Genomic DNA, 23,006 nt, shown 5'->3' with positions numbered 1-23,006 from the left:
AATCAATTCAAAACTATATATCTATTATTCAATAATATAATAGTACTAAAATTAAAAATTTATATTATATATCTACGTATGATAACATATTATATGTTGAAGTAATTATCTAACTAATATAAAGTGTATTCAATACATTTTAAACAAAAAACTCAAATATATTAAAACATGATTAAATCAGATGAAAAAATTTTAGTTACATGTGCCTTTCCTTACGCTAATGGAGAAATACATTTAGGACATTTGCTTGAACATATACAAGCAGATATTTGGGTAAGATATCAAAAAATTATCGGAAAACAGGTATATTTTATTTGTGCTGACGATACCCATGGCACGCCGATTATGCTGAAATCTCAACAAATCGGTATTTCACCAGAAGAAATGATTGCTGATATCAAGATCAAACATGAACAGGATCTAGCAGAATTTAATATCAGTTATGATCATTATGATTCAACTCACAGTGATGAAAATAGAAGACTTGTATCTTTAATATATAAGCGACTCAAAAAAAATAATTTCATTAAAAGTCAAATTATTACTCAATTTTTTGATTGCGAAAAAAATATGTTTTTACCAGATCGTTTCATTAAAGGAAAGTGTCCAAAATGTAAATCACCAGATCAATATGGGGATAATTGTGAAATTTGTAGTGCTGTTTATGCTAGTACAAGTTTAATAGATCCAATATCAATATTATCAAATACAAAACCATCACTGAAAAAATCGGAACACTTTTTTTTCGACTTACCATCATTCAGTGATATGTTAAATATATGGATACAATCAGGAGTTTTACAAAAATCAATAGCTAAAAAAGTCCAAGAATGGTTTAATATAGGTTTAAAGCGATGGGATATATCTCGAGATGCGCCATATTTTGGATTTAAGATCCCAAATTATCCTGATAAGTATTTTTATGTCTGGTTAGATGCTCCAATCGGTTATATGAGCACATTTAAAAATCTATGTAAAAAAAATACTGAAATAATTTTTGAAGAATTTTGGAAACAAAATTCAAAAACACAACTTTTTCACTTTATTGGTAAAGATATAGTTTATTTTCATAGTTTATTTTGGCCAGCCATCCTTGAAGGAAGTAATTTTCGCAAACCAAGCAAAATATTTGTTCACGGTTATGTTATGATTAATGGGGATAAGATTTCTAAATCTAAAGGTACATTAATTACTGCAAAGATGTGGCTAAAATATTTGGATGCAGATAGTTTACGTTATTATTACGCAACAAAAATATCATCAAATGTTGAAGATATTAATCTGAATTTATATGATTTTGTTAATCGAGTAAACAATGATATAGTTAATAAAATAGTTAATATAGCTGCTAGAAGTTCAAGTTTTATTAATAAGTACTTTGATAGTATTCTTGCTGGTGAGTTAGAAAATCCTGATTTATATCAAAATTTTCTTGATATATCTAGAGAAATTGGTGATGATTTATTAAATTGCAACTTTAATTGTGCAATAAAAAAAATCATATGTATTGCTGATATTACTAATTCTTATATAGACAAAAAAGCTCCTTGGATTATAGCAAAAGATAAAAAATATCACAATGATTTACATCTGGTTTGCTCGATGGCTATAAATTTGTTCCGTATATTGATTTTTTGTTTGACACCTATTATGCCTTCACTAAGTAATCGTGTTGAAGTTTTTTTACATAGTAAATTAAACTTAAATAGCATACAAAAACCATTACTGAATCATAAGATTGATAAATATAAAAAATTATATCATAGAATTGAAAAATTACAGATAGAAAATTTAATCAAATATTCACAAAATAAAATTAATTAACAATAAGTTTAGATTATATGTTTATAACATTTTTATGTTTTATAAAATATGTTATAGTATGAAGTAAACTAGTATTATAGATATTTACTCGTTATAGTATGTATTTGTCTTATTGTTGTTAGTTAACTACAATAACTTAGAAATTATCATATATAGTATAAAATATATATTATATAGGAGAGAAAATGTTAATTATAAATGCAATAGAAAGAAAGGAAAAAGGAAAATCAGCTAGTAGAAGATTAAGAAATAAAAACTATTTACCAGCCATTATTTATGGTAATGATATAAATAATATTTCTGTGTCTTTAGACCTTAATATCATAATGAATTTACAATCTAATGTAGATTTTTATGAACAAATTATAACATTAATATTAAATGGAATAGAGAGAAAAGTTAAGGTTAAGGAAATTCAGAGACACCCTTTTAAAACTAAGATAACTCATATAGATTTTGTTATGGTTTAATTAATTAAATATTTTTAATAATTTAAACTCAATTTTTCTTCTACATATTGAATTTATTTTACTACATTTATGTTAAAATTATATGTTATAAATATATAATGTGATTTGTATAATTGTTAGTTAACACCATTATGCGGCACGTAGCGCAGATTGGTAGCGCACTGGCATGGGGTGCCAGTGGTCAGAGGTTCAAATCCTCTCGTGCCGAATATAAATATAAAATATTTTTATATAATTTAATAGATTAGGATTAATTTTTATATGAGATATTAAAAATAATGATTTCTATATTTTATATAATACTAAAATATAAAATAGTATTTTAAATTACATATAATTAGGGTAAATATCAGTAGATTTATTACATAATTGTTATTTTAATTCATGTAAATTACTATTTTAATATTTTACTCATTCTATCAATATAAGCCATGCCGAATGCTGAAAGAACGAATACTAAATGAATTATAACGCCCCACATAATTTTATTATCAGTTACTTGTTCTGTTTCCATAAATAATCTCAAAAGATGGACAGAAGAGATAGCAACAATAGAAGATCCTACTTTATTTTTAATAGAATTAACATCCATCTTTCCCATCCAGCTCAATTTTTGATGTTGGTCATCAACAGTCATTTTTTCAATAAAATTATCATATCCTGAAAACATTACCATGACTAGTAAGCCTCCTACCAATGCAATATCAATTAGAGATAATACAATTAATATTAAACCTGATTCCGATATAGTAAATAGTACAGGAATTACATAAATAATGCGTTGAAAAAATTTTAATGTAAGCAATATAAATCCAAAAGATAATCCCATATATACAGGAAACAATAACCATCGTGATGCATATATGATTCTTTCAATAGATAACCATTCCATTTTTATTTTTTCCTTATTTTGATATTTAGAATAGCTTTATTACACATAAAATTCATGTTTTTAAAGCAATTTTATTATCATCTATTACATATAATATTATTAATGTTTTTATTCATTATGATGTAAATATTTGTATGGTTTTTATTTACAAGTATCGCTGGATATTTTAAATAGCCTTACAATAATAAATTTTTATCTTCATTATTCGTAATAATTATCTCTGTATAACGTACTACATAATATATATTTTAAATAAATTTTTCAAAAAACCTGAAAATATCATTTAGTATATTATTAACCAATAATATCTAAGTTATATAAACTATGATTATCTATACTATATGTTAATTAATATTATTTATTTTATCGTGATCATTCTTAATATAAATCAAAAAAAATATTTTTTTGATGACAAGATATTTCATCAATGTTAGTTTATTCATTATTTTTGTTGAATACCTTTTTTAGAAGGAACAATAGAGGTAATTGCTTTTTTTTAGATTGTGAATATGATTGGCATAAGATTTAATTCTATCAAAATCTATTCATACGATAATTTGATTAGATCAAAAGAATTTTTTTGAAAAAATCTCATCACTGTGTAACAGTTTTCAACTGTAATTAAAAATTCAATTGTACGTGCTAGTAGATAAAAAATATTATTTTCTTCTAAAATAATATAGATTCACTTATTAATTTATTTTGATTTGTTAAGTATCTTTAACAAGACTAATGTCATCTACTACTTGTTCAGCAATTCTCTGAAGCCCAACAACCTTCTCGTTTTCTGCAGTACGAAGTAAAATTACCCCTTGTGTATTTCTACTGATAATATTAACTTCAGATACTCTTGTTCTTACTAATGTTCCTGCATCAGTTATAATCATAATTTGATCATTATCAACTACTTGAATAGCACCTACTACTGGTCCATTGCGATTAGTTACTTTTATAGATATTACTCCTTTGGTGGCACGTGATTTTATTGGATATTGATCATTTTTAGTTCTTTTGCCATAGCCATTTTGTGTTACAGTAAGAATAGCACCTTCTTTTCGAGGAATTATTAATGAAACAACAAGATCACCTTCTATCATTTTAATACCACGAACTCCTGAAGCAGCTCTTCCCATAGTTCGTACTGCAACTTCTGAAAATCGAACTACTTTACCTAAAGCAGAAAATAACATAACCTCATCGTATCCACTAGTCAGAGCAACACCAATTAGTTCATCCTCTTTTTGTAAATTAATTGCAATAATACCCGTTTCACGTGGTCTACTAAATTTTTTTAAAGGAGTCTTTTTAACTATTCCACTAGCTGTTGCCATAAATATGTTAAATCCTTCTGTATATTCTCTGACAGGAAGAATGGCAGTTATTCTTTCATTAGTTTCTAATGGTATTAAGTTTACTATTGGTCTTCCTTTAGATATACGACTTGCTTCAGGTAATTGATATACTTTCATCCAATATAATCTTCCTTTACTGGAAAAACACAAAATAATATCATGAGTATTTGCCACCAATAAACAAGAGATAAAATCCTCTTCTTTAATACGAGCAGCTGATTTTCCTTTCCCTCCTCGTCGTTGAGCTTCATAGTCCCTTATAGGCTGATATTTAACATAGCCGTAATGAGATAAAGTAACAACAACGTCTTCTTCGTTAATAAGATCTTCTGTATTAATGTTAACACTATTAGTCATAATTTCTGTACGACGTGCATCACCAAATTGATCCCGAATATTTTCTAATTCTTCACTAAGAACATTAATTAAAATTTCAGAGGTATTTAAAATATTATTTAACCTAGATACTTGATTAATTAAATCTTTATACTCATGTATTAATTTACTAGATTCAAGATTAGTGAGTTTTTGGAGACGTAAATCTAAAATAGATTGAACCTGCTTTAACGTAAGATTATATCCTGCATTTTTATCAAATGTATTTTTAAATACATGGTTTATAAAATCATCACCTACCTTTTTCAAAAGAAATTTAACGCTGCTAAAATGCCACATTTTTGAAATCAAATTTGATTTGGCTTCTACAGGTGTATTTGCTGAACGAATCAAAGAAATTGCTACATCTAAATTAGCTAATGCAGTTAATAATCCTTCAAGAATATGTATTCGCTCTCTAGCTTTATTTAGCTCAAATATAGTTCTACGCGTAATGATTGCTTTACGATGACATATAAAAGCCCCTAGAATTTCTTTTAAAGACATAATTTTTGGTTGATTATTATGTAATGCTACCATATTAATACTGAAAGAGGTTTGCAATTGTGTCAACGAATACAGATTGTTCAATACAATTTCAGCTACTGCATTTCTTTTTATTTCCAGTACTATACGTAAGCCATCTTTATCGGATTCATCACGTAATACAACTATACCTTCTATACGTTTTTCTTTAATCAATTCGGCTATTTTTTCAACCAAATGTGCTTTATTTATCTGATAAGGAAGTTCATGAATGATGATTATTTCTCTACCTGTTTTTATATCTAATTCGATTTTGCTACGCGCTCTGATATAAATTTTCCCACGTCCAGTTCTATAAGCTTGTTCTATTCCTTGCTGCCCATTAATAATCGCTGCAGTTGGAAAATCCGGTCCTGGAATATATTTCATAAGTTGTTTTACAGAAATATTTTCATTTTTTATGTATCCTAAACAACCATTTATAACTTCTCGAATATTATGAGGAGGGATATTGGTTGCCATACCGACAGCAATGCCAGATGAACCATTGATTAACAAATTAGGAATTTTATTTGGTAAGACTTTTGGAATAGTATTAGTGCCGTCGTAATTTGGGCTAAAATCAACTGTAGATTTTTCTAAATCTGCTAACATTTCATGAGCAATTTTCGACATTCTTACTTCAGTATAACGCATTGCAGCTGCAGAATCGCCATCTATAGAACCAAAATTACCTTGTCCGTCTATTAGCATGTACCTCAAAGAAAAAGATTGGGCCATTCTTACTATAGCATCATAAACAGCAGAGTCACCATGTGGATGATATTTTCCTATAACATCACCAACTACTCTAGCAGATTTTTTATACGATTTATTCCATTCGTTGCCTAATTCTTTCATGGCATAAAGTATACGCCGATGTACCGGTTTCAAACCATCACGTACATCAGGCAAAGCTCTACCAATGATAACAGACATTGCGTAATCTAAATAAGAATTTTTAAGTTCTTCTTCAAGACTAACCGGTATGATTTCTTTTGCAGAACTACTCATTGACCTAAAATTCCTTTCGATTTAAGCCGGTTTTAAGATGCATAATATGAACCAAATAAATTAGTATTTAATTGAATTATTTAGTTTGATTAATTTTGATTATAATATTTAATATATTTTTTTACGTGTATTTTATTGATATATTGCTATTAGCAATATTCAATACCAGAACATGATACCAAATAATGATAAAAATTGCTATTTTTACTTGTTATTATTGCACCTCTATTATGTGTGTTAATTATAGTAAATATAATGATTGATTTCAGTATTATATTTTAATATCGTTCTTTTAATAACACATAACGAGATATAATATGTGAATCAATATTATCATTAAAGCAAAATAAAACGGTGAGTATAAACCCACCGTCTATAACATTATAACACGAACAGAATAAATTATCGGTGTGTTAATAATAGACCTGCCAATAATCCTACAACAGCTCCAATACTTACACCATGCCATGGTTTTTCACGTAAATAGTCATCTACACAATAAGCAGTCTTTTTTATACGCGAATAGTAATCTTTTGATAGCTTATTAGTACGAGATGTTACATCATGCAAAATTTTTTCTGCTTTCTTTTTTAAATCAATATAACCTTGATCGGATAAATCACCCGATGATCTTAAGATTTCTTCTAATGTATCAGTCATTAGTTCTAAATCATTAATTATGCTGCTACCCTCAGAAGATACAGATCGTTTTAACATTATTCTCTCCTTGGTAAAAACTGCAAGCACTTTTAAATATATATGAAAATTATATTAAGGTTCCAATAAGTACTTTTAATAAACAATTCAAATATAATTGGTAGTTAATCATATAAAACAATGGTTTAATTTTTTCAGCTAAATGATATATAATTTTCATACATTAACAATGTGCTATTGCATGAACAAATTGCATTAAATTTATCAAAGGTTGAGGATAAATACCTAATAAAAAGTTTAGAATAGCAATAATTAATAATATAATACCTAAAGGAGTAAAAATCCAATTATTTGATATAATGTAATTATTTATTTTAGATGGATATTGATAAAAACTTAATGTTATCCTTAAGTAATAATAAACACCTATGATGCTACTGATTATAATTGCCACAGTTAACCACCACAAATGTGTTATCATACTTAGTGAAAGTATATAAAATTTTCCAATAAAACCTAATGTTAATGGAATGCCAGCCATTGATAGCATCATTATAGTCATTATTGTAGATAAAATAGGATTTTGCCAAAATAAACCACGGTAATAGCAGAGTGAATCAGCATCTTTAGTGGGACAAACATTGCGAGATATTAAAACTATTATTCCAAATACTCCTAAAATACTTATCAAATAACTAATAATATAAATCCCAGAAGACTCTAAAGATAAACATTTGTATTTTAATGCGATTAAAGATACTAATAAGTACCCAAAATGGGAAATAGATGAATAACCTAATAGTCTTTTTATATTTTGCTGAAACATCGCCATGATGTTACCTAATAAAATTGACATAAAAGCTATCATGACTAAACTATTAGTAATAGCCATGCTATTTGTAATAGGTATATAAATAAATAGACGTGTAATTGCACTAAATATAGAAATTTTACTTACTGTAGATAGAAAAGCAGAAACTGATGCAGGGGCACCTTGATAAACATCTGGAGTCCAAATATGAAATGGCACTAAAGATAGTTTAAATCCAATACTTGTAATTACCATACCAAAACCAATTAAAAACAACGGTTCCTTTATTAAATCGTTACTGATAAATTTTGCTCCTATTAATAAAAAATTTAAATCACCACAATTAAAATAAATAAAAGCAATTCCAAAAAGCAAGAAAGACGAAGCCATTGCTGATAAAATAGTATACTTTATAGATGCTTCTAGAGATGTTTTTTTATGAAAAGTATACCCTATCAAACCAAACAAAGGTAAAGATAAGAGTTCTATTCCTAAAAATAAAGTAACGAAGTTGTTTGTACTAACTAATATAATACTACCTAAAGTTGAAATAAGTAATAATATATAAAACTCTTCTTGATGATCTAAAAAATTACTTAACCAAACATACCCAAAAAGACTAGTAGTTAAAGTTGATATAATTATTAATATAGTATAAAAAATAGAATAGCTATCCACATATAATAAAGACATTATATCTATGGAAGAAACATTATTCACAAAATAAAGAGATGAACAAGATAATACTAAGCAAATACATGTTAATAAGGCAGTGCATAGATGATTACGACGCCAGGAAATAAAAACCAATAAAATCAATATTGTGCATCCAATAACTATTAACGGCAAAGATGCTATTAATTGATTAGGAACTGTTATCATGATAAATTATAGCCTTAAACAGAAATATCCAACCATTTCTGAATATTATTTATCGGAATAAACGCAGTATCAAAAATAGGCTGCGGATACATACCTAATAATATCAACAAAATAGCTAATATTACAATAGTTACAAATTCTTTCAATGATATTTTTGGCAAAGTATCATTGAACACTGATGTTCCATAATAAATTCGATATATCATAACTAATGAGTAAATTGAAGAGAACACCAAACCAAATGTTGCAATAGTAACAACTATTGGCGCTGTTTTAAAACTACCTATTAGAATTAAACACTCACCTACAAAGTTACCTGTTCCTGGTAAACCTAAATTAGCCGCTATAAAAAATAATGATATTCCTGGAATCCAATTAATTTTAGACCATAATCCTCCCATATTACTTAAATCTCGCGTATTTGTCCGCATACACAGTTGACCACATAAAACAACAAGTGCAGCTGTTGAAAGACTATTAGATATCATTTGGACAACCATACCTTGCATTGATAATTCGCTATGATCAGCGATAGCAATAAGTATAAAACCCATATGAGAAATTGATGAATAAGCAATCAAACGTTTTATATCAGTTTGTGAAAAAGCTATCCAAGCTCCATAAAAAATACTAATAATACCTAAACACATCATAATAGAAGAAAATTCTGACAATACATGTGGAAATAATGGGATAGTAAACCTCAGCATACCATAAACAGCAGTCTTTATTAAGATTCCTACTAAATCTACAGAACCAGAGTTGGATGTTTGACTTTGAGTATCTGGTAACCAACCATGAAATGGTACTATAGGCATTTTTATAGCAAATGCAATAAAAAAACCCAACATTAACATATATTCTGTATTATGGGACATTGGAGTTTTTAATAACTTTTCATAATTAAATGTCCATATACTATTTGATTTATAATACATACAAGCTAAGCCAATGATCGCTGCTAACATAAGTAAACCAGAAATTTGGGTATATATAAAGAATTTAGTAGTTGCATTAATTCTAATTTTTATAGTAGATTTGTTATAACCCCAGAATGAAATAAGAAAACACATTGGAATTAATATTGTTTCCCAAAAAAAGAAAAATAAAAACATATCAATAGAAAGTAAAACACCAATTACACCACCTATAATCCACATTAAATTTAAATAAAACAAACCTTGATATTTTTTAATTTCATTCCATGAACACAGCACTGCTGTAATACCTAAAAAACCGGTTAAAATTAACATAAGCAAAGAGAGACCATCTAATGCTAAGTTAAAATCAATTCCAAATCTCGGGATCCATGGTATACAGAAACTTAATTGCCATTGAGGAATACCAGATGCTTTAACAACAGAATAATTACCATTTTTCCAAAGTTGTAATGAAACTAATAGAATTAATCCTGTAGATAACATAGCAATAAAACGAGGAATTTTACTATTTAAAAACGAAAAAAACTGAGATAAACCACATAATAATCCCCCGATAAAAGGAATTATAATGAGATATAATAGTAACACGTGGTATATTCCTTTATAAATGATTTGTATTTTGTTTTCATATTAATGCTTCTTTCTATTCTATATTGTGATAGATACATTTAATATCAGTGATAGATACATTTAATATCAGTGATAGATACATTTAATATCAGATTAGCTAGTTAAAATAAAAATGAGCATTGCTAATGCTCCTATACTCATAGATAAAATATACCATCGTAAATAGCCGTTCTCAATGATTAATAATCTGTTGTTAATAAAACATAAAAATGATCCTAAATAATCAAATAAAGTATTTAAAGGATCTGATCTAAGAAGAAATGCAACTAATAAATATGTTTTAACAAATAATTTATCATAAATCCAATCAAATCCCCAGGATTTATACCATAAAATGCAAAAAAAATTACTTAAATAACTATTTATGATTTTATTTATTACATTATATTTCTTTGAAAATAACACAGCAGCTATTGCAATCCCAGTAAAAATTAATATACTAGAAATTATTTCTAATATCCAAGCGCCAGTTTCATTAAAATTATTTTTAGGAAAGACTGCTCCTAAAGGTGGTCTAAATAACCCTCCTATACATGTCGATAATAATAATAGAGCAAACAAAGGTATATAGTAATTAATACCATGATCACATGGTTTTAAGATTATTTTTTTTCTGCCATGAAATATAGTAAAAATCATACGAAACGTATATATAGCAGTTAACAATGAACCAAATAAACAAATTGACATTAAAGAAATATTATTATTGGTTAGTGTACTAAATATAATATTTTTCTTACTATAAAAACCTGCAGTAATCAATGGAACAGAAGATAACGAAGAGCCACCTACCAAAAAACACATATATAAGAAAGGCAAACTTTTTTTTAAACCTCCCATTTTATAAATATTTTGTTCATGATTACAATACGTGATTAAAGAACCTGCTGATAAAAAGAGTAGAGCTTTGAAAAAAGCATGAGTTATTAAATGGAAAACAGCAGAATTCCATGCTCTTAAACCTAATGACAAAAACATATATCCAATTTGGCTCATAGTAGAATATGCAAGGATTCGCTTAATATCAGCTTGCACTAAAGCAGAAAAACTTGCTATCATTAGAGTGAAAGCGCCAATTATACCAACTAAATTTAAAATTTCTGGTGTTAGCAAGAATAAAGAATGGGTACGGACAATTAAATATACTCCTGCTGTAACCATGGTTGCTGCATGAATTAATGCTGAAACCGGTGTAGGACCAACCATAGCATCAGGTAACCATGTTTGTAGAGGTAATTGAGCTGATTTGCCTACTGCACCTAATAGCAAAAGCATTGTAATTATATGTATCTTATAATCGTTAATGGAAAAGTTGGATATTGCTAGCTTAGATATATCAAGGAAATTAATTGTACCCATTGTATTGTATATCATTATGATTGCAATTATTAGGAAAACATCTCCAATTCTAGTAGTAACAAATGCTTTTATAGCGGCTTTACAATTATTTAAATTACTGTAATAAAAACCTATAAGTAAGTAAGAACAAAAACCTACACATTCCCAACCAAGAAACATAAGAAGCAAATTATCAGCTAGTATTAGTATAATCATACTGGCAACAAATAAATTAGTGTATGCAAAAAAACGTGAGTATCCTTCTTTACCTTGCATATACCAAGATGAAAACAAATGAATTAAAAATCCCACTCCAGTTACTACAGAAAGCATTGCTAAAGATAAACCATCTAATATTAATTTAATACTTACATTAAAATTACCAATATGCATCCAATTCCATAAAATTTGCGAATATATAACTTGATTGTTAAGAAAGAAACTATATCCTACAAGTATCGTTATTATTCCTGATAATCCTATTGAACTTACTCCTATTAATGAGGATATTCTTTCAGAATAATAACCATTAGAAAAAGATAATAATAAAAAACCTAACAATGGGAATATTATCGTTAAATATATAAGATTCATCCTCGCATCTCACTCATAGCATCAACATTCAAAGGTCCATAGCGATGTAATTGAATTAAAAGTGCTAAACCAATGCTAGCTTCAGAAGCAGCAACACTAATTGCCATTATATACATTATTTGGCCATCCACTTGTCCCCAATAACTACCTGCAAGTACTAATGCTAATGCTGAAGCATTAATCATTATTTCCAAACCAACTAAAATAAATATTAGATTTCGGCGTATCATCAAGGTAGTTAGTCCGATTATGAATAATATAGCTGCAAGGATTAATCCATGTTGTAAGTTGATCATGAAGCCCCCTTGTTAATTGTTATATTATACAATTTATTGTTTACCAAATAATTTTTCTAAATTATTTTTTCGGCCAATATGTAATGCAACTATTAAGCTTGCTAAAAGTAGAATTGATATTAATTCTACCAAGATCATGTAGTGTCCAAATAAACTAATACCAATTTCTTTCACATTAAAAATTTTATTGCTGATTTTTTGAGTTTTATTATTAATAATAGAACTTATAATTACAGCTAGTAATAACATAGATACAAAAGTTGGAATAATCCATCTAGAAGATTTCAACCATTGGTATTCTAATTGTTTAGTAACTTTACCTAGATTCAACATCATTACTACAAAAACAAATAAAACCATAATTGCACCAGTATATATAATAACTTCTAATGCACCAATAAAATAAGCACCTATTAAGAAATAAATACAGGCAACTGATAGTAGAGAAACGATTAAATATAATAACATATATATTGGATTAGTATGAATAACCGCACATAAAGTAGTTATAATTGCCAATAAGCTAAAAAAATAAAAAATAAATTCTTTCATTTATTACTCCTTAAGGTAATAAATTTTTAACATCAATTGGGATTTCTTCATTTTCAGCCTCACCTTTGTTTTTTCCTTTAATAGACATTCCTGCCATACGATAAAAATTATAATTCGGATATTTTCCAGGTCCAGAAATCAGCAGATCATCTTTTTCATATACCAAGTCTTGGCGTTTAAATTCACTAAACTCAAAATCTGGAATTAGCTGAATAGCAGTAGTTGGACATGCCTCTTCACATAAACCACAAAATATGCATCTTGAAAAATTAATTCTAAAGAATTCTGGATACCATCTCCCATCTTCAGTTTCGTTCTTTTTTAAAGCAATGCATCCAACAGGACAGGCAACTGAACATAAATTACATGCAACACAACGTTCTTGTCCATCCGGATCGCGTGTTAGCACGATTCTACCTCTATAACGTGGTGATAAATATACTTTTTCTTCGGGATATAGATGAGTTTCCCTTTTTGCAAAAGCATTCATACTTGTTAAAAATATACTGCGTATTATCGTTACTGTAGCAACGATAATATCTTTTAAATTCATTTAATTATCCTTTGCTACATGGTATACAAAACCAATGCAGCAGTTATTAATAAATTAATCAAAGTTAAAGGTAAGCATAATTTCCATCCAAATGATAACACTTGATCATATCTTGGACGTGGCAATGAAGCTCGAACTAAAATAAACATACTTATACAAAACATTGTTTTAATAAAAAACCAAAAACACGGAAATAAAAATGGTCCTTGCCACCCACCTAAAAACAAAGTGACTATCATTGCAGAAATAGTAGTTAATGCTATATATTCACCAATAAAAAACATCCCAAATTTCATCCCTGAATATTCAATATGATAACCGTCAGCTAATTCTTGCTCAGATTCTGGTTGATCAAAAGGATGGCGATGACAAACTGCAGTACCTGCAATACAGAAAGTTAAAAAACCAAAAAACTGAGGAATGATATTCCATATATGTTCCTGATTTTTTATAATATCACAAGTACTAAAAGAAGAAGACTGAATAACTACACCCATAATTGACAAACCTAGGAACACTTCATAACTCAAAGTTTGGGCCGCAGCTCTTACAGCCCCAAGCAAAGAATATTTATTGTTACTTGACCAACCAGCAAATAATATTCCATAAACTGATAAACCTGCCATCATCAAAAAGAACAACACCCCAATATTTAAATCAATAACTAACCAATCTGGCGAAATTGGAATGATAACAAACACTAGCAAAATAGAAACAAAAGAAATAATTGGAGCTATTATAAAAAATATATTATCAGAAAATGTCGGCAGCCAATCTTCCTTAAAAAAAATTTTGATCATATCAGCTAATAACTGTAATGAACCTCCCCATCCAACGCGATTAGGACCATAACGATTTTGAAATAAACTTAATAAACGACGCTCATAAAAGATCATAAAAGCGCCGCAAGATAGTAACATCAAAAAAATCACAATAGGTTTAAGTATATTTGACATTGTATTTATACACATTCATAGAAATATCTCTCATCAATCTACTATCATCCGCAAGCCACAAATTTGTTTGTTTATCAAGAAAAGTGGTATTCCAGGCATGCCTATAGGAATTCCTACTAAACCAGCTTGGATAGTAGATGACAGTTTTATAGGAAAACGCCATGTTTCATTTATACAATTAAATTCTACTATGGTATCTTCTTTAAAACCCAATCTAATTGCATCTTTATTGTTAAGGACTAATACGGGTTTAAATGTAAGCTGTGTTAATGTTAAAGAATATTGAAACATTTCTTTACTTGATAGAAAATGATAAATCGGTACTAAACGCATCATATCATGATCAATCAACGAAGTAGATTTAAATTTAAACCAAGGAAGGGATTTTTTATCATCATTATTATGAAAAATATGTGTTCCAGGATCACCATTATATAAATGTCCTCCTATTTGGTTTTGAAATTTATTCCATGCTTGATTAGAATTCCAACCAGGTGCCCAAGCAAAAGGAATCTGTGAGCAAGGTCGTTTTGATTCATTATTTCCTTCCATAGAAAAAGCAAACATGGTATTGATATCCTGTGGTTGACGGGGTTCATGTACATTTATGTTAGCACGTACAGCTGTACGACCACTAGCACGAAATGGAACGCGGGCTAGTTTTTGACCATGAACTCGAAAATTGGAATCAGGAGCTGCATCTTTAATACCTTTAAGATGTGGTAATTCTTTAATTATACAATCGATTACATCATCTAAATTTTTCCAAAGTGATTGTGTGTTTTTAATTTTACTATCTATGGAATGTAACCAATACCAACTTGTAGGCATTATAACTTTATTATCATAGTATGAAGGATCATATACCTGAAAAAAACGTTGAGCTCTGCCTTCATAATTAATTACAGTACCACTACTTTCGGCATAGCTGGTAGTTGATAGTATTAACCCAGCTTTTTGTGCTGTAAAAGTATTTTGATGGTCTATTACAATAACATTATTAGGATTTGATAGTATCGTATCTAATAAAGATTTAGGTGCCTGACGATAGAGATCATTTTCCATTATCATCAACAAATCAGCTTCACCTTTATTAAATTGTTCTAAAGAAGTTTCTAAATCATTACCACCTATTAAATTGAGACCAATACTATTTACATTGCTAACTAATAGCGTAATGCCAACTTTGATTCCCCTGTATTTCAAAGCTTTAGCTATATTAGCTGATGCTTCTATAATTGCAACAGAACCTGAATGAGTTCCAGATATAATTAATGGTTTTTTAGCATTTATTAAAGCTTGTGCTACTTGATGCACTTGATTTTTTAAGTCACTTTTTATTCCATCGACTACAGGTGCTTGTGAATATAATTCATGTGCCAAAGCAAAACCAAAACGCGCTTGATCTTCAATAGACGCATAATAACTCCAGGTAGCTAAATCATCAAGTTTGGTTTTTTTAACACCAGTTAAGAACAAAGGATATTTGTTATACTGACCACTATTAAACACAGCTGTTGCATTCCAGTAAGGTATTTTGTTTTGTTCTGCTATCTTACTTCTTTTACTTTTAATTGCTTGTCTTACAGAAAGAGCAATGCGTGTACCTACTTGACTAATATCTTCACCTAATATTAATATAGCATCATAGTTTTCTATTTCGCTTGATGAAGGAGTATATAAACCGCCATCATTAAGGATTTTTATTACCATTTCAATACATTCTTGTTCAATTTTTAAATCACCAGTGGAAAAATTTTTAGCACCTACTAATTTTTTAAGAGCAAAATTACTTTCAATGCTAGCACGAGATGACCCGATTCCAATGATTCTTTTCGATTGCTTTATAATATCTGCAGCTAAATCAACTGCCTGTTCTAAATTAATTGTATTCCAGTTACAACCCTGTAAATACATAGGTTGATTTAGCCGAGTTTTATTATTTATATAGTCATAACTAAAACGTCCCATATCACAAAGAAAATAATGATTTATAGAACCGTTATAACGATTATCAATTTTACATATTTCACCATAACGTTCACCAACACTAATATTACAACCAATACTACAATGTTGACATATACTAGGTGAAAATTGTATATCCCATTTTCGGTTGTATTTTTTTAAACTGGTTTTATCAGTAAATACACCTGTTGGACATATTTCAATTAAATTTCCAGAAAATTCATTTTCAAGTATTTCACCTTCCCCACAACCAAAATAAATATTGTTATTTGCTCCATAAACTCCTAAATTTTTACCATCAGCGTAGTCATTATAGTAACGTATACAACGATAACAAGTGATACAACGATTCATTTCATGAGATATAAACGGGCTTAAATCTTGGTTCTGATAAGTTCGTTTTGTAAAACGGTATCGACGAATTTTATGTCCAGTCATAACTGTCATATCTTGTAAATGACAATTACCACCTTCTTCGCAAACAGGGCAATCATGAGGATGGTTTATCATTAATAATTCTATAATATTTTTACGAAATTGTTTTGCTTCTTTATCATTGATTGAAATAATGCTTCCATTACAAGCAGGAGTCATACAAGACATTACAATACGACCAATATTATCCTCAGAATTTTGGAATTGTTTAATAGCACATTGTCTACAAGCTCCAATACTTCCTAGAGCAGGATGCCAACAAAAATAAGGAATATCAAGACCAACAGATAAACAAGCCTGTAATAAATTATCTGTTTCTTTTACTATATATTTTTTACCGTCTACATGGATTATAGACATATTGACTTTCTTCCATAAATATTATTAGATTAGTATTTATAATGTTTTTATATTATAAAACTGTATTCATATTTAGGGTATTAGGTTGAATACCATCTATAGATTTGAAATTATTAAAAGATCGCAAAGAAATTCCTGCTTCAAATTCTTCACGGAAATATTTGATTGCACTTTGCAAAGGTTCTATAGCACCTGGCGCATGAGCGCAAAAAGTTTTCCCAGAACTTAACTGATTACAGATTTGTTGCAACATTTCTATATCTCCTGGTTGACCCTGTTTATTATCTATTGCACGTAAAATTTTTACAGTCCACGGTAAACCTTCACGACAAGGTGTACACCAACCACACGATTCTCTAGCAAAAAATTCTTCAATATTAACCAACAAAGAAACCATACTAATTTTGTCATCTACAGCCATAGCCATTGCAGTTCCTAAACGACTACCTGCTTTGCTAATGCTAGAAAATTCCATGGGTATGTGTAAATGATTGCTAGTCAAAAAATCCGTGCTTGCACCTCCTGGTTGCCAAGCTTTTAATTGTAAACCATCTAACATACCTCCAGCATAATCTTCAAGTATCTCTTGCGCTGTAATTCCAAATGGTAACTCCCAAAGACCAGGATTTTTTACTTTACCTGAAAAACCCATTATTTTAGTACCTGCATCTTCGCTATTAGAGATGTTGTGATACCAATTAACACCATTTAATAAAATAGCTGGCGTATTCGATATTGTTTCAACATTATTAATACAAGTTGGCTTACCCCATACACCTATATTTGCCGGAAAAGGAGGTTTAGATCTAGGATTAGCGCGCCTGCCTTCCAATGAATTAATTAAAGCCGTTTCTTCTCCGCATATGTAACGACCTGCACCTGTATGGATAATTAACTCAAAACTAAAATCAGTACCAAAGATATTTTTACCTAAAAAATTTGCTTGATTTGCTTCAATAATTGCACGATGTAAATTAGTTGCCGCTTCAATATATTCACATCTCAAAAAAATATAACCACGAAAAGATTTTAATGCAAAAGCAGCAATTAACATACCTTCAATTAATTGATGAGGCATTTGTTCCATCAGTAGTCGGTCTTTATAAGTACCTGGTTCCATCTCGTCAGCGTTACATATTATATAACGTACTTTTAGAGATTCTTCTTTTGGCATTAAACTCCATTTAACACCAGTAGGAAATCCTGCTCCACCGCGGCCTTTTAAACCGGATTCTTTAATTAAAGAGATGATTTCATCAGGTGTCATAGATTTTAAAGCTTTTTCAGCACCTTTATAACCATTTTTTTTGCAATAATCATTAATCCATACTGGTGTTTTATCTTTATGCAGTCGCCAAGTTAAAGGATGTGTTTCAGCATTATAAGTAACTGTCTTTATCGTCATTGATATTGTTCCAACATAAAATCTATATCTTCTATTTTTAACCTAATATAGGTTTCTTCGTTTATCATAATAGTTGGTCCCTTATCACAGTTTCCCAAACAACAAACTGGTAATAAAGTAAATCTATTATCTAAAGTAGTTTTACCTGGTTTAATATTTAGTTTTTGCTCTAATTTTAATTGAATATCTTTATACCCATTAATATAGCAAACTACACTATCGCAGTAACGAATTATATTACGACCAACTGGTTTTCTAAATATCTGACTATAAAAAGTAGCTACACCTTCTACTTCGCTATAAGAAAGATTTAGAATCTCAGCAATAGCTTTAATTGCATTGTCACATACCCAACCTCTTTTTTTTTGTACTATTTTTAAAGCTTCTATACATACAGAACGACTATGTTCGTAATATTTTTTTTCTTCTTCTATAGAAAGATATTCTTCGTTACTTAAAACAAACAATTCGTCTTGATGAATCGTTTTAACAGGTATTATTTTTTTATACATAACTATCTATCCACATCTGACATAACGAAATCTATACTACCTAAATAAACAATTAAATCGGATATAATACTTCCACGAATAACTGAAGGTATTTGTTGTAGATGAGGAAAACTAGGGGTTCTTATACGAGTGCGGTAACTCATAGAACCTCCATCACTTATTAAATAATAACTATTTATTCCTTTAGTAGCTTCAATCATTTGAAATGATTCATTATCCGGCATAATAGGTCCCCAAGAAACATGCAAAAAATGCGTAATCAGGGTTTCTATATGTTGTAATGTTCTTTCTTTAGGTGGAGGAGTAGTAAGTGGATGATCTGCTTTAAATGGTCCTTGCGGCATATTTTTCAAACATTGTTCTAATATGGATAATGATTGCCATATTTCTTCTATTTTCAATTGTACTCTAGTATAAGCATCGCTAATACCAGAACCAATAGGAATTTCGAAATCAAAATATTGATAACCTGAATAAGGTCGCCATTTGCGCACATCAAAATCTAGACCAGTTGCCCTTAAACCTGTACCAGTTGTTCCCCATGATAAGGCTTCTTCTTTATTGTAAGTAGCAACTCCTTGAGACCTGTTCATAAATATTTTATTATCGAATGCAACTGAACTATAATTTTTTATTCTTTTGGGCATCCAATCAAGAAATTGTTTTAAAAGATGCTCCCATCCTTTGGGAAGATCATTGGCTAATCCTCCTATGCGGAACCATGCAGGATGCATGCGAGAACCGGTAATAGCCTCAATAATATCATAAATTTTTTGACGATCTGTAAATGCTAAAAATACAGGAGTCATAGCACCTACATCTTGAATAAATGTGGAAATACACAATAAGTGACTGTTGATCCGAAATAATTCAGATAGCATTATACGAATTACATTTACTCTATCAGGAACAGTAATTCCAGCTAGCTTTTCTACTGCTAATATATAAGGCATTTCATTAACGCATCCGCCTAAATATTCAACACGGTCTGTATAAGGAATATAACTGTGCCAAGATTGACGTTCTCCCATTTTTTCAGCACCTCGATGGTGATAACCTATATCAGGAACACAGTCAACAATCTCTTCACCATCTAACTGAAGGAAAATACGAAATGCACCATGAACTGAAGGATGATTAGGACCCATGTTTAAAAACATAAATTCTTCATTGTTAGTTCGACGTTTCATTCCCCAATCTTCCGGTTTTATGGTAAGTGCTTCCATTTCTACATCTTCTTTTTGTTTTGTAAGAGTAAAAGGATCGAATTCAGTAGCACGCGCTGAATAGTCTTTACGTAAAGGATATCCTTGCCAGGTTTGTGGCATAAGAATTCTGATGAGATGCGGGTGACCGTCAAATATAATGCCAAACATCTCCCATGTTTCACGTTCATACCAATTAGCATTAACAAAAACATTGGTAATGGTAGGCAAATGTAAATCATATTCAAAAAGAGCTACCTTAATGATTATATCCCTGTTTCGCTCAATGGATAATAGATGATAAAAAACACAAAAATCAGCTTTGGGTAAATTATTTCTTTTCGTTCTTAATCTTTCATCTATACCATGCAAATCATATAGCATTATATATTGGCCAGCCATATTTCTTAAATATTTAATTATATTCAATAATATATCTCTTTTAATCCATAATACTAGAGATCCAATACTGGTTGATTGAACAGAGAAACAATCAGATCCGAATTTATCATATAAATCATTAACTACAGGATCATCTAAATGATCATGATTTTGCCATAATGGCGGGACCAGGTTACTTTTGGAGTATTTTATCATAAACTACCATTTTTCCCCATAAGCAAGAATATTAAATATGATTAATTAGAAAAAACAACCGATAAATTTACTAATTTATTCCTAAACTGTATTAGGAGGTCTTAAATTCACTACTGAAATATTTTCTAGTTTTTTTCTTTGTTTTTCTGATTGCATATTAGCACGATATATACCCTGATCGTCCATTTTCCATGATAATGGTCGACGTTCTTTTTCAATGGATTTTTGAAGTAACATTAATGCTTGCATATAAGCTTCAGGGCGAGGTGGACATCCCGGTATATAAATATCTACTGGTAAAAATTTATCAACACCTTGAACTACAGAATATATATCATACATACCTCCTGAATTAGCACATGATCCCATTGAAATAACCCATTTCGGTTCTAACATTTGATCATATAGACGTTGAATTACTGGAACCATCTTTATAAAAGGCGTGCCAGCAATGACCATGAAGTCAGCTTGACGTGGTGATGAACGTAATACTTCAGAACCAAATCTTGCTACATCGTGAACAGCAGTAAAAGATGTGGTCATTTCTACGTAACAACAAGAAAGCCCGAAATTATAAGGCCAAAGTGAATTTTTTCTACCCCAATTTACTATATTATTTAAAGCATGTTTAAGTTTTCCCATATAAACGTTTCGATTAATATTTTTTTGTAAAGGATCACTAACTGTTTGTTTTTTTATCAGAGGATAATGATCATCTTCGCAAGTATTATTGTTTACCTTAGTTAATGTATAATCCATAATTCACTTTACCTGATATTTAATACTTAATATATTTTTATATAAATAAAATTGAATCTAACGATGTTTAGGAACTATATTTAATACCCCGAATCTTACAATATAAATTAAACTTAACAAAATTGTTGTAATAAATATTGCAGCTTCTGTAAAACCAAACCAACTATTTTCTCTTACTGAAACAGCCCATACATATAAAAATAAAGCTTCAACATCAAAAATTACAAATAACATAGCAACTAAATAAAATTTTATTGATAATTTAATATGAGTGTCACCTACAGATTTGATGCCTGATTCAAATGGTATATTTTTATAACGTCCATGAGATCTACCACCTAAAAACCAACCTCCAAATAACATCAAAATACAAAAACAAAATGTAGTAATAATAAAGCTAGCAAAAGCCCAGATTTGACCCATCATTGCATTATTTGTTGACATGTTTTTGTTAACATAACTCCTTTTAACATAACTCCTTAATGATAACATAAATATTCTACAGATAATTTTTAAATTAAAATCATATGTTAAAAATATTCTATAATGTCTAAATAGTAGAAAATCAATTTTATATAATATATTTTAAATTACTTTTTGAAATTTAAACATATTTAATAAGCAATTTTTATAAAAAGATCTTCATCAATTAGTAATTGTTTTTAAATAAAAATGTAGTATTTCATTGAACATACGATTTTTCTGTTTAATGTATTATAATACCAACATTATTTAACGAAATATAATACTTATCTGTTATTTCTATACAACAATTTTGTAAATTAATTTTAATGATCAAATACATTTGTTTTTAAATATCATTGTTAATTACATTAAATAGTTAAATGTAAGATAAGCTATATCAAGGCAACATATTGATAACACTATTAAACATAAGTAATAGGAAACCATAAATTTATTATCAATTTTACATTGATAAATAAATATCTTGTCTAAAACGTTCTTTTTTTTAATAAAATAAATAAATTTTGTTGCTGAATTTTTTCTTTAACAACCAAATATCCAATATTTATTAACAACTAAATCGAGTTAAATAATAACGTTTGTAATAATTATTCCTAATAAAAAACAACCAAAGATAG

The 23,006-nt window shown here is 29.0% G+C and carries 16 protein-coding genes, 1 tRNA gene and 2 pseudogenes; 3 read left to right on the top strand and 16 right to left on the bottom strand.

The annotated features are described in order from the left end of the window. Positions 1-168 precede the first annotated feature (168 nt). The 3 genes and pseudogenes from metG to CRV11_RS00610 form a co-directional block, all read left to right on the top strand. Positions 169-1,809: pseudogene (gene metG, locus CRV11_RS00620) on the top strand (methionine--tRNA ligase); the annotation flags it as partial. 200 nt (positions 1,810-2,009) lie between these two features. Then, positions 2,010-2,294 (top strand): 50S ribosomal protein L25, encoded by a 285-nt coding sequence (gene rplY, locus CRV11_RS00615; protein ID WP_136131407.1) that lies wholly within the window; start codon positions 2,010-2,012, stop codon positions 2,292-2,294. A 134-nt stretch (positions 2,295-2,428) separates the two neighbouring features. Beyond that, a tRNA-Pro gene (locus CRV11_RS00610) sits at positions 2,429-2,502 on the top strand. A gap of 186 nt (positions 2,503-2,688) precedes the next feature. Here the strand turns inward: CRV11_RS00610 and CRV11_RS00605 are convergent. From CRV11_RS00605 to ndhC, 16 genes and pseudogenes are all read right to left on the bottom strand, one after another. Continuing rightward, on the bottom strand, positions 2,689-3,186 hold the full coding sequence (locus CRV11_RS00605; RefSeq protein WP_136131406.1) for a TIGR00645 family protein: 498 nt from the start codon (positions 3,184-3,186) through the stop codon (positions 2,689-2,691). A gap of 734 nt (positions 3,187-3,920) precedes the next feature. Further along, positions 3,921-6,452, bottom strand: a pseudogene (gene gyrA, locus CRV11_RS00600) (DNA topoisomerase (ATP-hydrolyzing) subunit A); the annotation flags it as partial. A gap of 402 nt (positions 6,453-6,854) precedes the next feature. Beyond that, on the bottom strand, positions 6,855-7,169 hold the full coding sequence (locus tag CRV11_RS00595) for a DUF883 family protein (protein ID WP_136131404.1): 315 nt from the start codon (positions 7,167-7,169) through the stop codon (positions 6,855-6,857). Between the two features lie 163 nt (positions 7,170-7,332). Continuing rightward, positions 7,333-8,802: an NADH-quinone oxidoreductase subunit NuoN gene (gene nuoN, locus CRV11_RS00590; RefSeq protein WP_136131403.1), complete on the bottom strand. Its 1,470-nt coding sequence runs from the start codon at positions 8,800-8,802 to the stop codon at positions 7,333-7,335. A 14-nt stretch (positions 8,803-8,816) separates the two neighbouring features. Continuing rightward, a complete protein-coding gene (nuoM, locus tag CRV11_RS00585; protein ID WP_136131402.1) occupies positions 8,817-10,331 on the bottom strand; it encodes an NADH-quinone oxidoreductase subunit M in 1,515 nt (504 codons plus the stop codon). 135 nt (positions 10,332-10,466) lie between these two features. Beyond that, on the bottom strand, positions 10,467-12,305 hold the full coding sequence (nuoL, locus tag CRV11_RS00580) for an NADH-quinone oxidoreductase subunit L (RefSeq protein ID WP_136131401.1): 1,839 nt from the start codon (positions 12,303-12,305) through the stop codon (positions 10,467-10,469). Beyond that, positions 12,302-12,601, bottom strand: a complete 300-nt coding sequence (gene nuoK, locus CRV11_RS00575) for an NADH-quinone oxidoreductase subunit NuoK (protein ID WP_136131400.1) — start codon at positions 12,599-12,601, stop codon at positions 12,302-12,304. Before nuoK ends, nuoL begins: the two co-directional genes overlap by 4 nt. Positions 12,602-12,634: 33 nt before the next feature. Beyond that, positions 12,635-13,153 (bottom strand): NADH-quinone oxidoreductase subunit J, encoded by a 519-nt coding sequence (nuoJ, locus tag CRV11_RS00570; RefSeq protein ID WP_136131399.1) that lies wholly within the window; start codon positions 13,151-13,153, stop codon positions 12,635-12,637. 10 nt (positions 13,154-13,163) lie between these two features. After that, on the bottom strand, positions 13,164-13,706 hold the full coding sequence (gene nuoI, locus CRV11_RS00565; RefSeq protein ID WP_136131398.1) for an NADH-quinone oxidoreductase subunit NuoI: 543 nt from the start codon (positions 13,704-13,706) through the stop codon (positions 13,164-13,166). A 14-nt stretch (positions 13,707-13,720) separates the two neighbouring features. Beyond that, the gene (gene nuoH / locus CRV11_RS00560) at positions 13,721-14,677 is read right to left on the bottom strand and encodes an NADH-quinone oxidoreductase subunit NuoH (RefSeq protein ID WP_136131397.1); all 957 of its coding nucleotides are present in this window, start codon (positions 14,675-14,677) and stop codon (positions 13,721-13,723) included. 18 nt (positions 14,678-14,695) lie between these two features. Then, a complete protein-coding gene (gene nuoG / locus CRV11_RS00555) occupies positions 14,696-17,425 on the bottom strand; it encodes an NADH-quinone oxidoreductase subunit NuoG (protein ID WP_136131396.1) in 2,730 nt (909 codons plus the stop codon). A 52-nt stretch (positions 17,426-17,477) separates the two neighbouring features. Then, complete coding sequence (gene nuoF / locus CRV11_RS00550) at positions 17,478-18,824, bottom strand: NADH-quinone oxidoreductase subunit NuoF (protein ID WP_199732488.1); 1,347 nt, start codon at positions 18,822-18,824, stop codon at positions 17,478-17,480. Positions 18,825-18,826: 2 nt separating this feature from the next. Next, a complete protein-coding gene (nuoE, locus tag CRV11_RS00545) occupies positions 18,827-19,342 on the bottom strand; it encodes an NADH-quinone oxidoreductase subunit NuoE (protein WP_136131394.1) in 516 nt (171 codons plus the stop codon). 2 nt (positions 19,343-19,344) lie between these two features. Next, the gene (gene nuoC, locus CRV11_RS00540; protein WP_136131393.1) at positions 19,345-21,144 is read right to left on the bottom strand and encodes an NADH-quinone oxidoreductase subunit C/D; all 1,800 of its coding nucleotides are present in this window, start codon (positions 21,142-21,144) and stop codon (positions 19,345-19,347) included. Positions 21,145-21,225: 81 nt separating this feature from the next. Then, the gene (locus tag CRV11_RS00535; RefSeq protein ID WP_136131392.1) at positions 21,226-21,903 is read right to left on the bottom strand and encodes a NuoB/complex I 20 kDa subunit family protein; all 678 of its coding nucleotides are present in this window, start codon (positions 21,901-21,903) and stop codon (positions 21,226-21,228) included. Between the two features lie 57 nt (positions 21,904-21,960). Then, complete coding sequence (ndhC, locus tag CRV11_RS00530; RefSeq protein WP_136131391.1) at positions 21,961-22,347, bottom strand: NADH-quinone oxidoreductase subunit A; 387 nt, start codon at positions 22,345-22,347, stop codon at positions 21,961-21,963. Between the last annotated feature and the right edge of the window lie 659 nt (positions 22,348-23,006).

The organism is Candidatus Pantoea edessiphila, from assembly GCF_002933335.1.
Lineage (GTDB): Bacteria > Pseudomonadota > Gammaproteobacteria > Enterobacterales > Enterobacteriaceae > Pantoea_C.
The sequence above is the reverse complement of the archived record's forward strand: the minus strand, read 5'-3'. Positions and strand labels throughout refer to the sequence as shown.